Below are 14,749 nucleotides of genomic sequence, written 5' to 3'. Positions count from 1 at the left end.
AGGAGGATGGGATCGTGGAGGTTTCCATGAAGGCTGATTCTGTACAGAATCAAGAAGAAACAAAGCAATACAAGGTATTTCCGATTTTGTTCGCCATGCTACTGAGCGGCTTCATTGGCCTGTTTGGAGAAACTGCATTAAATGTGGCATTAACGCCACTTATGGCTCTGCTTGAAGTAGGACCTACAACGATTCAATGGTTAACGACAGGATACTTGCTAGTATTGGGAATCCTGGTACCGGTATCTGGTACGCTGTTGCAGTGGTTTACAACGAGACAGCTGTTCACAACTTCTTTGATTTTCTCGATTGCAGGAACATTTGTTGCTGCACTTGCACCTAGCTTCGAAATTCTGTTGGTGGCACGGGTATTGCAGGCGATAGGTACAGCACTATTGTTGCCACTGATGTTTAACACCATATTGGTTATTTTCCCGATTGAAAAACGTGGCGCGGCCATGGGATTGATCGGTTTGGTTATCATGTTTGCACCAGCAAGCGGACCGAGTATCTCCGGTCTGATTCTGGCTAATCTGAGCTGGCATTGGATCTTCTGGATTTCCTTGCCGTTCTTCCTGATTTCATTGGTATGCGGTTTGCTATTCTTGCCGAATATTTCGAAATTGACCAAGCCCAAAATTGATGTACTTTCCATCATTCTATCTACAGTGGGCTTTGGTGGTATCGTATATGGCTTCAGTAGCGCAGGAGGACATGGAGAAACTGGCGGTGGATGGACAAGTCCGGTTGTTATCTCCACGATCGTCATTGGTGCACTGTCCTTGTTGTTATTCAGTATCCGTCAGCTGAGAATGAAACAGCCAATGATGGATCTGCGAGCGTTCAAATATCCAATGTTTACGATTGGTTTGATCCTGATCTTCATCTGTATGATGATGATGCTGTCATCGATGCTGATCCTGCCAATGTATCTGCAACAAGGGATGGCCGTAACAGCGTTAACTGCCGGACTGGTTCTATTGCCGGGTAGTTTGCTGAATGGTTTACTGTCTCCGGTTATGGGTCGACTGTTTGACAAGTTCGGTCCGAAGTGGCTTGTGATTATTGGTCTGGCTATCGTAACGGTTGTACTCTTTATGTACACTGGAATTACACCAACAACAACACTGGCCAAAATTATTACGCTGCATGTGTTCATGATGGTCGGAATCTCGATGATTATGATGCCTGCACAGACGAATGGTCTGAACCAATTGCCACGTGAGTACTATCCACACGGTACTGCCATCATGAATACACTGCAACAGGTGTCTGGAGCCATTGGTACAGCAGTTGCTGTAAGTATATTGAGCGCAGGACAATCCAGCTTCTTGAGCGGAGTGGCGAATCCGGAAAGTCCGGAAAATCAACTGGCAGGTTTCACGTCAGGTGTACAGAATGCGTTTGTATTCGCATTAGTTCTGTCGATTATCGGTCTGATTACTTCACTCTTTGTGAAACGGGTCAAAGTAGGATCAACGCCAGGACAACAAGGTCCTATGCATTAATCCATTAACTAACAATAATAATTAGATACTGTATAAGAGCGATGTGTCCCTTAACTTTAAGGACGCATCGCTTTTTTGCGTATTTAATCTATCTTTTTTGGTGTTGACGTGAGACGGGTTACAGCCATTAGAGTAAGGATATAGCCGGAATATGGTGGTTCAACGAATGAATTTCAGAGCAAATACTTCATGTTCCGGCAAGATTGTATATGTTCATACTAATATAAAAGGGTAATATAGAATGTATTAGTGCAATTTTTAACCATTTCGAAAACGGTTTATATTTTATCTTTACTCAAGGAGACATCGTTATGATAATCATCAATTCCATTGGCAGTAACATCGAAAAGATGCTGTTGCACTACGAAAAAAATGGCCACCTGACTCTACAGGCTTCACTTATCAGTAATAGCTCGGTTGTATATAGATTGCAAGATTACTGTCTCAAAGTATATGCTTCACGTGCAAAATTGGATGGAGAAATGGAAAGTGAAGCTCTCCAGTCATTGCAAGGCAATTCGTATGCACCCAAATTGTATGCGTATTTACCAGGGGAGTACACGCTAACCGAATGGATTGAAGCATTCAGCCTGAAAAATTATCGTACGAAGTATGGGCACATTCCTCACAACTTAATATACGATATATTAACGACGGAACTTCAACAGATTCATGCTGGATATTGCGACTGGGATGTCATCCGATATGAGAATTTGCTCTGGACGGAGACAGGAGATGTGAAAAGAACGGACTTTTGGTTGTGTGAGCCTGTAAGGTCCAAGCGTGAGAGTCTGTATAAGGAAGTAATTCAGAGAATTGAAAATATCTACAATGGGGAATATGACGAGATGGAGGCAATGCAGCAGTACTTTTACCGTCACCAGCTTACATCATCTGAGATCGAACAAGCCTTCAATGATTTCAGATCCCAGCGGCCAAGACTGGCGATAGCACAATAAATTCCATAACCAAAACCCCAAAGCGTTCGAGAATCTTTGGGGTTTCTTTCGTGATATAGAGTTGCTTTACTTTGTTAGAGTGTAAGTTACTTCTTCACCAGGGCTAATATCTCATCAGCAACGAGATCAGGGCGATATTGATGGATGTAATGATCGGTATCTTTGATGGTTACCTGTTTTGAATCATTTGACCAAGATTTGAACTCTACTTGAGTTTTATCCCATTCGGGTTCACTGGCACCTAAGTAATCAGCAGTCAGTATGGTGAGCGGAAACGGTAAGGTTTGCTTGTGGTCTAAGACTATTTTGCCATTAGAAGCTATTTCACGTAATTCATCCAATGTGTTAGCATTTCCATAGTTATACAATAGGGCAGTTGTATCCAACTGTTTCAGATCGTCGGGTACAAATTTCAGTTCGTTGCGATTGGCATTGGAATTCTCGACAACCAAGTCAGATTGCATCGAGAGACGGAATAGTCCGGTTTGGATACGGAATTTATTCGCAAAACCACCAATTGTGTCTGCCAATGAGTCATCGTCATTCGAATAATATTCAGGGCTTCCGCCATCAATCATGACGATACCCTTGACGAGATCCGGGTATTTTTGTGCAAAACGGATGGTTTCCAACGAGCCGAGGGAATGACCGACCAGAACATAAGGTGGTTTTTGTCCGGACACCTCTAATAACTCATGCAATTCATCAGCTACGGTATCGACATCACGTTTCTTATCGGTTCGATCACTGTATCCATAGCCAAATCGGTCATATACAGCGAATTTTGTGTTGGGAGCAAGCTTTTCATATAATGGATAATAATCTACATAGGGATTAGCGGTACCCCAGCCCGAGGCGAGCACAACGGTTACATTGCCTTCTCCACCGGTATATAAATGCATATTGTCTCCGTGGACTTTGTAAAGCTTTCCGGGAGGTACGAGCATTTTTGTATCCTGTCTTAAACCCACTTGTTGGTAGATCACGCCAGTACCCAGAAGCAACAGAACGATCGACAGGTCGAATATCAAAAACTTAACTAATCTTTTGCGCCATTTCTTCATGTTCTCTCACATACTCTCCATGTATTTTCTCTATCATATATGCTCAATCTTATACGAGAGAAAACAGAGTCTTAATTCTATCTTAATTAACCGAAAATTGAATATTAACGGTCAATGAATTAATATAAAGCTACGATATGAATAGATCTTATCGAAATGTTGAATCACAGATTGATTATATAGAACAGAAGGTATGCACAATGACAAAGTATGAAAATCAGCTCCCGACATCAGCAGGCATGAACTTCAAGTCCCTGATCAGTATATTGAGAGATTCCATGCGTGGCAATGTAGAGCGGAGGCCATCTGGCACGATGCCCATGGAGATATGTGAACCTGCTAAATCCTTCAGTGCATCCGATAATCCACAGGTTACATGGTTCGGTCATTCGGCTTTTTTGCTTGAAATCGAGGGGCACAGGTTGCTGTTTGATCCGATGCTGGGCAATCGTCCATCCCCCGTATCCTGGGTGGGTACCAAACGTTACAGCGCGAATCTACCGATTCAACCGGAGGATTTCCCGGCTCTGGATGCAATCATTATATCGCATGACCATTATGATCATCTGGACTACGACTCCATCCGCAGATTGAAGGATAAAACAAAGCGATTTATCGTGCCGCTCGGCGTACGTCGGCGACTGATTCAACTGGGTGTGCCTTCAGAACAGATTACCGAGCATAACTGGTGGGATGAGTTATCGTTCAAAGGGTTAACATTCGCTTGCACGCCAGCGCGTCATTTCTCGGGCAGAGGATTATTCGACCGTAATTCTACCTTATGGTGTTCGTGGGTTATCGCTGGACAACATACGAAGGTATTCTTTAGTGGCGATAGCGGGTATGGTCCTCATTTCAAGGAGATTGGCAGTAAATACGGTCCATTTGACCTCACCTTGATGGAATGTGGGCAATATGACGAGCGTTGGTCCAACATTCACATGATGCCGGAAGAAACGGTACAAGCACACTTGGATGTAGGTGGTAAGTTGCTCATCCCGATTCATTGGGCCGCATTTACACTAGCCTACCATGCCTGGAATGAACCCGTTGAACGGATCACCAAGGCAGCACATGCCTTGAATGTTAACATTGCAACACCCAAAATTGGCGAGAAGGTTGTGCTTCATACGGAGGATTACCCAAGGCATCCGTGGTGGAGACCGGAATTAGGATAAAATAAAAGCGTTCAGCTCATCAGATGAGTGGACGCTTTTTCTATTGCCTTTTACAGCAGGATTGATAGTGCACTATAGATTAACAACATACCCATCACGATATTAATAGGCCGCTCGTATCTCAATAGAAAGCTCTGGAATAACAGACCACCGAACGCCCAGGTCATATTGGCACTAATACCAATAACGGTGAGCAGCAAGGAGAATGCAATCAGTTGAACATGGGACTGCCCGAGAGGTAAAACAAAAACGGATATGGCAGTAAGACCATACAGAATGACCTTGGGATTGATGAATTGCAGGGTGAACCCGAATAGAAATGAATAATGACTGACCTTGTTTTCTTGCGCATCTGCAGGTTTACTTTGCATGATTTTGATTGCCAGATAGAGCATGTACACACATCCTAATACGTTTAAGACGGGTGTAATCCTAGGGATGTATTGATGAAGAATAAGGTTGAAATAACTGGACAGAAACATAATAAGCAGGCAGCCGGCTGCAACTCCACCAATAAACGGAAGGGTCTTTCTGAACCCCTGATTTCTTGCGTGTGTCATGGAAATGATGTTGTTGGGTCCAGGTGTAAATGAAGCGATAATTGCGTATGTCACTAAAGGTATGATGTTCATGCATCCTCCACGTCTTCTTAGTTGTATGATATAATGAACTGAAATGTACGTTATAGCGTACGGTCTTTATCATTGTACAATATGTGCGTTATATAGCACAATACAATTATAAAATGAGGAGGATGGATTTTGAAAAACATTAATAGTATTCTTGCTCAGAACTTGAAACAGCTTCGGGAACAAAGAAAGTTAAGTCTGGACAAGGTTGCCGAAATGTCCGGTATTAGTAAGACCATGCTTGGTCAGATTGAACGTGGCGAATCCAATCCATCGATTGCAACCGTATGGAAGATTGCCAACGGCTTGAAAATTTCCTTTACTGCTTTGATCCACGAGCCGAAGTCAGATACTACCGTTGTAACGGGAGATGATATTCAAGTGTTGATGGAGGATGAGGGCAGGGTTCGGATTTATCCGCATTTTCCTTTTGAAGAGGGTCGTCGTTTTGAAATATATATGATGGAGATGGACCCTAAGTCTGCGTTGAATGCTGAACCGCATATCGAAGGTACGGAAGAATTTATTACGGTCTTTGAAGGTGAAGTTACGATTCGGGTAGGGTCGGAAGAATATACGGTAAGTTCAGGGGAGTCGATCCGTTTTGGAGCGGACAAGCCTCACGCCTATGTTAACTCCGGTGCTAAGACGAACCAATTAAACATGGTTATTCATTATTCGAAGTAAAATGCAAAGATCCAACTGTGAATGTAACGAACGATGAATGAACGAATGAATGAATGCATACATGAAAGGAATGACAATAAAGCAGTCTGATGTAATGAACTGCAACACCGCTGTTAGTCGTCTCTAACAAATGGGTCCAGTTCAATACATTGGCTGCTTTATAGGTTTGTTAGCTATGGAGTCCAACGCCTATGATAGGACTCTAACTTATGGCTTTTCTTTGGCCTGACGCTGGATTTCTTTGGCTGTTAATGCTTTATCATACACTCTTACGTTATCCAGACTGCCTTTGTAGAATGGATCGGCCGCATAACGGCTCTTGCCCACATAAGCTTCCGTTACTTGCAGATCTTTCGGGTTAAAAGTGATCTCGGAGCTGCTTGCAACCGATGTGCCATTCACATATAGAGTCCCTACATCACCCTGTAGGGTTACAGCCACATGAACCCACTCTTTAGCAGGCAGTGGATTTGCAGCAATCAGACTCTGATCCCGACCCTCATTATGAATGGTGAATTGTAATGCTCCATTATGCTGGGAGGGAGTGAGGAACATGTGCCTCGTCAAACCATTTCCAAAGTCGAAAATACGCTGCCAGGACCCGCCACCGTCCCATTTGACCCAGGCGCTAAACGTGAAATCCGTTGTATCTGTAATGAGTCCAGGTAACTGAATGTAACTGTCAGTCCCATTGAATGTAGCAGCTTGATTTTTGCCACCAGCAGTAGAACTGACCACGTTAAAGGCTTGTCCGTGATATCCATTTTTACTGGAATCCTGTGCGACTTTGGCAAGTTTTTTGTGTTCAAAAGTATACTCCCCGAGCAATGGGCTTACCGCTTGCTGTGGAATGATAACGTTAAACGTTTTGGAGCTTACCGCAGTTCCTTTACGAATCGTTGCGGTTAATTTTACTTTGGCATCGCCCTTACCAGCGCGTGGTCGCTGCACTACACCTGTAGCCGATAGAGCCGAAGTGTTGGAGCTTTTCCACGTAATGTCTGCATCACTTGTTCCCTTTGTAGGCAGAGACAGATTGAAGAACACGTGATCCGTATTGCTGATGCTCATATCCTTTTTCACCGCATCTACAATGTCTTGAGCGCTCCGTTCAACACCTTGACTTCCCCAGATGGCAATCCCGGAGGAGGAGAGGGCGCTAAAGGTCAGAACCGTACTTTGAGATTCTGAATTCCATTCATGTGTGAAAACGCCTTTGTACAGAATGTTATTCGATGTGATCTGAACCTTGTTGTCTGCGCCAAGACTCCATGTTCCTGTCACGCCACCATGAATCTGCCCATCTGCCGTGAACTGAACCGTCTGTGATGGCTTGATATCCGCCGTGATGTCCTTACCATGATTCACCCATTGGTACTGACCAGCGATATCCTGAGTTGTCAGTTGCGTTGTATCTTCTCCCAAAGCCGCATAGCGATACGGAGAAACAACGGGCCAACCATCTGCATTCATATGCATCTCATGTACGCGAACTTCATGCTCTTCGCCACGCCCTGGAAAGCGAGTATGGAAGATGAGAAATTGTTTGCCAGTCTCCGGATCAACATAAGCAGAGTTATGCCCTGGCGATACATAGCCGCTACCTAGGCCTGTGCCCGGATCACCGATCTGTCTCTCGAACAGGAAGTTCCCCATCAATTTGACTCCAAAAGGCTCAATAGAACGATCGTCAAACAACGGTTTATCCTTGTCCGCTTTAACGTTGATCATATCGTTTCCTTCCGCATCGAGGAAAGGTCCATCCGGTGTTTGGGAGCGAGCTACACGAATGTTATATCCTCCATCAGCACCTAGTCCACCGTAAGACAGGTACAGATAATAATAATCGGTTTCGGGACTGTAGAGCATGTATGGGGCTTCAATACGACTGTGGTTGCCTCCAGTCAGCTTCTTGCCATAACCTTGATTCGGCAGAGGTTTGCCTGTCGTCGCATCCATCTCCAGAATGAAAATCCCTCCGGAATACGAGCCATACACCATCCATAACTTGCCGTTTTTATCATAAAAGACATCAGGATCGACCACATTGGGATGAATCGTTGCATCGTAAATGGTACCATCCTCACTGATCTGATCCCACATGCCGGATTTCAACAGAATGCCTTGATCCTTATAAGGCCCTTCGATATTGTCTGCGACTGCAATGCCGAGCGCTGATCGCGGAGAGTCCCCTTTACAAGCATTGTAGTACATATAAAATTTGCCGTCCGCCAATTGAATGACATCTGCTGCCCATAACGTATCCGTCTGTGCCCACTCCAAGGCTTCAGCGAATTCTTGGGTTACATTGGGTACAACAGGGTTGTTATCCGTAACACCCGATGCGACTAGATCCCAGTTCAAAAAGTCTTTGGACTTAGCTACTTGCAGGTGTGAACCAAAAATATAAAACGTATCATCCACCTTAATGACGGAAGGATCATGCACAGAAACATTTTTAAATGTTGGAGCAGGATTTGCGATAGGTGCAGTGGACACTTGCGAGTTACCAACGGTTGCCCCTGAACCATTTGCGAACACCGAGACCGGCGCCAAAGTTGTTGCAGTAAGTAAAGTGGTGCTTAGTACAGAAATGTTAAGTGCGCGTACCCAATAACGTTTCATACGTTTCCCCTTTCTTAATCCCCGGAATGAAAAATAACCCGATACTTGGCAACACACGATATAAGGTTCGGCAGACCTCCTTTGGGCATTTCATTATATCAAGCGCTTTCATTTGTTATATTATCAATTGTTTTATATGTTTGTAAACCATAAATGTAATGTTTATAAGACTAAAATGAATAAATAAAGAGAGCCGAGAAGAGCTGATAAGGCTCATTACATTCAAATAAAACAGTTGTTATTCTCAAATTTAGGATTGAAATTAGGTTATATGATGGGATATTATTACGTTTAGATTAGTGTTTAATTATTTATCAATCATTTTATACTTATACGAATTAAAGGTGAGCATTCTGTAACAACAATTCCAAACTACATAGGAGGTAAGAACATGACCACATATCAAAACCAATTAATCGCACAATACACGTTCGAAGATGCTGTTCAGATCGGGAAAGACAGCTCCGGGAACGGACATGATAGTTTGGCAAAAGGGGAGTTACCCCCTGTCATATCCGAGTTAAAAGGAAGATCGGCGGTAACTTTCAACGGGGGAGAGAATGGAACTTCTTATCTGCAATTACCTTCGGATCTGCTTCGTGATGTAAGCGATAACACAGGAATTACGATTGCAACTTGGGTATTTCTCGGTAAGGGGTCTAATGTGTGGGAACGCATTTTTGACTTTGGCAAAGGGGAGAAGGGGCCGTATATGTTTCTGACACGTCAGCTCCTGGGTACGTTATATGCCGGTGATAATCTGGTTGTCCACCCAAGTCGAGGAGTTGCAAGTGGAGAATGGCTGCATATTGCACTCTCTGTGGCAGGCAGCCACGGGGGAACGTTGAGCAGTGCGGGTCCGATTGTGTATGTGAATGGGGAGAAGGCCGCAGACGGTTCGATTAGTCAGACATCCAGTGGCAATTATGCCAAATTGCGGGAATGGTTTGATTCGTTCACCGATCCTGAGAATTATAGTCAGAATTATATCGGACGTTCCCAGTATGCAGCGGATGTGGATTTTGCAGGTTTGTTATCCGACTTTCGGGTCTATGGGGCAGCGCTCACCATGGATGAAGTCATTGAAGTGATGTGTGAGTCACTGACAGATGAAGCGATTGTGAAGCTTGCGGCAGACAAGTACTTGTCCTTCCCTAATCGAATTATCACCAAAGATGTGTCGCTGCCCGCAGATTTGCTGGGTGGTAAAGTGACGGTTCAGTGGAGTTCCAGTGAGCCGGAAGTTTTGTCCGAGAACGGAGAGGTTCAGGCAATCACATCGGCACAGGAGGTTACGCTCCGTGCGCTTCTGAACAGAGGTGACAGTAAGTTGAGCCAAAGCTTTGACGTGTCTGTTGTGCCGGCGCATCTTCCGCCTTATACGGTCACCATCCATGGAGATCAGAAGGTGGCGGATATCAGTGAAGTCATGTATGGGCTTTTCTACGAGGATATTAACAATGCGGCAGATGGCGGAATCTATGCAGAGCTTGTTCAGAATCGATCATTTGAATCCTTTGCATTCGATACGTACTCGCATGACTCTGGAGAATGTGGTTGTTCGACAGGTCGAAATCGTGAGCCTTTGTTTGCCTGGTCAGGCGATACGGATAAAATGCTCGTACAGCATACGGATGGACTGAACGTTCACTTTAACGTGGAAGACCCTGAAGTAAATGCTTATTATGTAACGGTCCAGGATGGGGCAACGATTCGAAATCGTGGATTCTCAGACTCCAACCAGCATTGTGCCATGTCCATCAAGCAGGGTGAATCATATGACTTTACCGTATGGGCAAAAGCAGAATCGGCAGGAACGATCACCGTTCAATTACAGGATGGGACTGACACTTCCGTCAGTGATTCGGTAACGCTTCCTGTTGAAGGCGGGAAAACATGGAAGAAATACGGTGTGCTTCTGACTGGAACGGAGACTGTACTTGGTCAATTGGCACTTACGTTTGAGGGTGACATCTCCGTTGATATGGTGTCCTTGGTGCCTCAAAATGTATGGGGAGCTGATCCGACAGAAGAAGGAATATCGGCTACAGCACATGCCAACTATACAGGTAATCCGAACTATCGATTGAGAAAAGATCTGATCCAGGCACTCGCAGATCTTCATCCGAAGTTCCTGCGTTTTCCGGGAGGATGCATCTCGGAGGGATCTTTCATCTGGGATAACGTATATGACTGGAAGGATTCTGTGGGTCCGGTTGAGCTCCGCAAAGAGAATTATAATGTCTGGGGTTACATGATGACGATGGGGCTTGGTTATATGGAGTACTTCCAACTGGCGGAAGATCTGAATGCCGCTCCGGTTCCAGTTATGGCTTGCGGTGTGTTGTGTCAGGCACGCTCGGATTATGCTCACCCTGCGGGTGGCGCTTTAAGGGAGTATTATATCCGCAACTTTACAGACCTGATCGACTTTGCGCTCAGCACGGATTTTGAACACAACGAATGGGCGGCGGTACGAAGCCAGATGGGCCATCCTGAACCGTTCGATCTTCGTTATCTCGGCGTAGGCAATGAGAACTGGGGCACTGAATTTTTTGCCAACTTTGAAGTATTCAAACGTTCGATAGATGAGTACATGAAACGGAACTATCCTGATCATGAGCTGCACATTATCTCGACGGTTGGTGCTCAGGCAGATGATGATGCGTACCAGGAAGGATGGAAATTCCTCAGCGGGAATCTGACCGGATCGGCTCAAGTTGCTTTTGCAGATGGTGCTGAGGTGATTGAAGAGACCGTAACCTGGTATGAGAATCAGGACAATTACATGGATACCATCGCAGATGAGCACTACTACCGATCCAATGAATATTTGCTGAATAACGCGGATCGGTACAACTATTATGACCGGGCTTATCATGAAGACGGAAGTATCGATTGGAAAGAAACATCCAAAGTATTTGTGGGAGAATATGCTTCCACGGACAAAAACACGCTGGCAGGTGCGGTCGCAGAAGCTGCGATCATGACCGGATTTGAAAATAATGCGGACGTTGTTCGTTTGGCTGCCTATGCGCCATTGTTCAACAAAGTACTGACGGACGGTACCTACCGTTGGACGCCAGACTGCATCTGGTTTGATGATGAAACGGTGTGGTATACACCGAATTATTATGTACAGCAGCTTTTTGCAAAACATGTAGGAGATCAGGTGCTTCAGACTTCATTCTCCACCTATAGCAAAGGCAAACCGTTGAATCTCATTCCGCGTGGCGGCATCGAAATTGCAACAGGTCATGCAGACATCGTGGTGAAGCGAGTTATGGTGACGTCCAATGTGGATGGAAGTTTAATGTTTGATGAAGATTTCAGAGAACGTACAGCGCCTAGTGAGGCATGGAGCCAGATTCCCGGATCGGAAGGATACACGTTAACCGCTGGGAAAGGGCTCATCTTGAGCGCACAAACAAGTGGATTGAACGGATTGTACCTGTTGAATGACGAATGGACCAACTACCAAGTTCACGTTGAGGCTGAAAGAATTTCAGGTGAGGATGGTTTTTACATCGGCGTGGGACTGACGGATATCTCGCTCGAGAATAAGGATGTCATCGAGTACGCAATCAGTTACGGGGGAAGTGCCACAGCGGTGAAGGTTTACAAACAAGGGATTGAGGGTTACACCTTGGGAGACTATTCATCCAGTTCGGCAGCAGGTAACCTGAGAGCGGCCAACTATGAACCACTCGAGAATGGGACCAATTATACGATCACGGTTAACTATGGTGGGGGCACAGGCAAGAATCTGATCTGCTCCTATACAGACGGTCGCACTACCAGCAAGATTCTGGATTACAAGCTGGAAGCCTACAACCGGGAAGTATTCCACTCTGTTACGAAAGACGCACGGCATGTGTATGTGAAACTGGTGAATGCAGATGGTGTAGATAAATCAACCCGGATTTGCCTGCAGGATCTGAAGGTTGATGCTTCAGCCAGATTGATTACGCTTACTGGAGAAGATCATTTGGTGCATGTTCCGAATGTGAATCAGAAGAATGATGAGAAAGTGATTCCCCAAGAACAAGAGGTTACACTATCCGATACATCGGTGGTGCTTAACTTAACAGCTCATTCAGTGAATGTATTAGTTATGGATATTCTGAATTAAATCAACATCGTAAACAAGAGACCGCGGATATCGCGGTTTTTTGGCGTTCCAGGGTAGAGAGTCAACAAAAGATACCCAAAGTAAATAGCCCACACTATTGCGGTGATCTGGCTGCTCCTATAATAAATGTTGAAGGAGGAGTCAGCTTATGCGTTCCAACTACAAACAATTTATCCGAAACGTTCCGCTTCATCTCATGATTCTGCCTGGACTGCTCATTATTATTGTATTCGGTTACATTCCGATGGCGGGGTTGTCTATTGCCTTTCAGAATTTTTCTCCCATTGCCGGATTCAAAAACATGAATTGGGTGGGATTGGACAATTTCAGGTACCTGTTCGATCTGCCGGGGTTCTCGCAGGTTGTATGGAATACGGTATTTATATCGACGATGAAAATTGTTTCCGGCTTGGTAATCCCGGTACTTGTAGCCTTATTGCTCAATGAGGTTCGCAAGACAGGATTTAAACGAACGATTCAGACCGTGATCTATATGCCTCATTTTTTCTCATGGGTTATTCTGGCGGGAATCATCGTGGATGTGTTATCTCCAAGCACCGGGATCGTTAATATGTTGTTGAAAGCCCTCGGAATTGACCCGATTCAATTCCTGGCTAGTAACGAGTGGTTCCCTTACATACTTGTCATTACAGATCAATGGAAAGAATTCGGATTTGGTACGATTATCTATCTGGCTGCCCTCACTAATATTGATAAGTCTCTGTATGAGGCCTCTGTTATGGATGGCGCAGGAAGATGGAAACAGACATGGCATATTACACTGCCAGGCATTCGCCCGATCGTAATTTTGATGGTAACGCTTAGTCTGGGAAATGTACTCAACGGCGGTTTTGACCAAGTGTTCAACCTCTATAATCCATTGGTATATGAATCAGGAGATATCCTGGATACGATGATCTACCGGATCGGATTGCAGGATGCACAGTATTCTGTATCGACAGCGTTGGGTCTGATCAAATCGGTCGTTTCCTTCATTTTTATCGGACTTGGTTATTTCTTGGCCTATCGGTTTGCGAATTATCGGATATTCTAGAAAGGAGGCAGAACCATGCACCACGCTTCAAGAGCCTATCGGTGGTTTCTAGGGTTTAACTACGTCATCCTGACGATTCTTGCCTTGTTATGCCTGTTCCCGATTGTGAATATATTAGCCATTTCATTTAGTTCAAGTGATGCAGTCAAAGCGGGCAGTGTCACATTCTGGCCTGTGGATTTCACGTTGTCCTCCTATCAATACATTCTGGAAAACCAGCAATTCCTAAACTCATTCGGCACGAGCCTTCTTCGTGTAGTTCTGGGAGTTACAACCAATCTGATCTTCACCATTCTGGTAGCTTATCCGCTCTCCAAAGAGGCTGCGAAATTCCGTTCAAGAACGTTCTATGCCTGGATCTTCGTATTCACCATGTTATTCAGTGGAGGATTGATCCCGGGTTATCTGGTGGTTAAGGAAGCGGGGCTGCTGGATTCCATCTGGGCTCTGATTCTGCCGGGTGCCGTACCGATCTTTAATGTGCTGCTTATGCTCAACTTCTTCCGAGGTTTGCCGAAAGAGCTTGAAGAAGCTTCCTGGATGGATGGGGCGGGGCATTTTCGCACACTATGGAGCATTTATCTACCGATCTCTCTGCCAAGTATCGCGACCATTACGTTGTTCGCCATGGTAGGACACTGGAACGCCTGGTTTGATGGCATGATCTATATGAAGAGTCCGGAAGGCTATCCGCTCGCTACGTATCTTCAGTCCATGTTACAGCAGGTGACGATGATCCAGAGCGAGATGATGACGCTGGAGGATGCGACACTCTTAAGTCAGGTATCGGATAGAACGACTCAAGCTTCCCAGATCTTTTTGTCCGTTATTCCAATTCTGCTCGTGTACCCATTCCTGCAGCGGTATTTCGTTCATGGGCTTGTTGTCGGAAGTGTTAAGGGATAAGATCGAT

At 45.0% G+C, this 14,749-nt stretch carries 10 protein-coding genes; 7 read left to right on the top strand and 3 right to left on the bottom strand.

What is annotated here, in order from left to right; genetic code table 11:
* The first annotated feature begins 26 nt into the window (after positions 1-26).
* Positions 27-1,508, top strand: a complete 1,482-nt coding sequence (locus HF638_RS07490) for a DHA2 family efflux MFS transporter permease subunit (RefSeq protein WP_169479687.1) — start codon at positions 27-29, stop codon at positions 1,506-1,508.
* Between the two features lie 311 nt (positions 1,509-1,819).
* A complete protein-coding gene (locus HF638_RS07485; RefSeq protein WP_169479622.1) occupies positions 1,820-2,467 on the top strand; it encodes a protein kinase family protein in 648 nt (215 codons plus the stop codon).
* A gap of 86 nt (positions 2,468-2,553) precedes the next feature.
* Here HF638_RS07485 and HF638_RS07480 read toward each other — a convergent pair whose 3' ends face one another.
* Complete coding sequence (locus tag HF638_RS07480; RefSeq protein ID WP_169479621.1) at positions 2,554-3,531, bottom strand: alpha/beta fold hydrolase; 978 nt, start codon at positions 3,529-3,531, stop codon at positions 2,554-2,556.
* Positions 3,532-3,731: 200 nt separating this feature from the next.
* Between HF638_RS07480 and HF638_RS07475 the strand changes: the two genes are divergently transcribed.
* The gene (locus HF638_RS07475) at positions 3,732-4,709 is read left to right on the top strand and encodes an MBL fold metallo-hydrolase (protein WP_169479620.1); all 978 of its coding nucleotides are present in this window, start codon (positions 3,732-3,734) and stop codon (positions 4,707-4,709) included.
* A 50-nt stretch (positions 4,710-4,759) separates the two neighbouring features.
* On the opposite strand, the gene HF638_RS07470 is transcribed toward HF638_RS07475, so the two are convergent.
* Positions 4,760-5,341 carry a LysE family transporter gene (locus tag HF638_RS07470; RefSeq protein ID WP_169479619.1) on the bottom strand — a complete coding sequence of 194 codons (582 nt, stop codon included), beginning with the start codon at positions 5,339-5,341 and terminating at the stop codon, positions 4,760-4,762.
* Positions 5,342-5,470: 129 nt separating this feature from the next.
* Here HF638_RS07470 and HF638_RS07465 point away from each other — a divergent pair, with 129 nt between their 5' ends.
* Positions 5,471-6,025: a helix-turn-helix domain-containing protein gene (locus HF638_RS07465; RefSeq protein WP_169479618.1), complete on the top strand. Its 555-nt coding sequence runs from the start codon at positions 5,471-5,473 to the stop codon at positions 6,023-6,025.
* Positions 6,026-6,232: 207 nt separating this feature from the next.
* Here the strand turns inward: HF638_RS07465 and abnB are convergent, their stop codons facing one another.
* On the bottom strand, positions 6,233-8,650 hold the full coding sequence (gene abnB, locus HF638_RS07460; protein ID WP_169479617.1) for an arabinan endo-1,5-alpha-L-arabinosidase AbnB: 2,418 nt from the start codon (positions 8,648-8,650) through the stop codon (positions 6,233-6,235).
* A 391-nt stretch (positions 8,651-9,041) separates the two neighbouring features.
* On the opposite strand from abnB, the gene HF638_RS07455 reads away from it, so the two are divergent.
* The 3 genes from HF638_RS07455 to HF638_RS07445 all read left to right on the top strand — a co-directional run bounded on the left by HF638_RS07455 (position 9,042) and on the right by HF638_RS07445 (position 14,742).
* Entirely contained in the window at positions 9,042-12,782 is a 3,741-nt protein-coding gene (locus HF638_RS07455) for an alpha-L-arabinofuranosidase C-terminal domain-containing protein (protein WP_169479616.1), read from the top strand.
* A gap of 148 nt (positions 12,783-12,930) precedes the next feature.
* Positions 12,931-13,836, top strand: coding sequence for an ABC transporter permease (locus HF638_RS07450; protein ID WP_091016626.1), 906 nt, complete (start codon positions 12,931-12,933; stop codon positions 13,834-13,836).
* Positions 13,837-13,851: 15 nt separating this feature from the next.
* Positions 13,852-14,742 carry a carbohydrate ABC transporter permease gene (locus HF638_RS07445; protein ID WP_062834211.1) on the top strand — a complete coding sequence of 297 codons (891 nt, stop codon included), beginning with the start codon at positions 13,852-13,854 and terminating at the stop codon, positions 14,740-14,742.
* Positions 14,743-14,749 lie beyond the last annotated feature (7 nt).

Origin of the sequence: Paenibacillus sp. SZ31, assembly GCF_012912005.1 — a bacterium.
Taxonomy (GTDB): Bacteria; Bacillota; Bacilli; order Paenibacillales; family Paenibacillaceae; genus Paenibacillus.
This window is presented reverse-complemented; position numbering and strand designations above follow the sequence as displayed.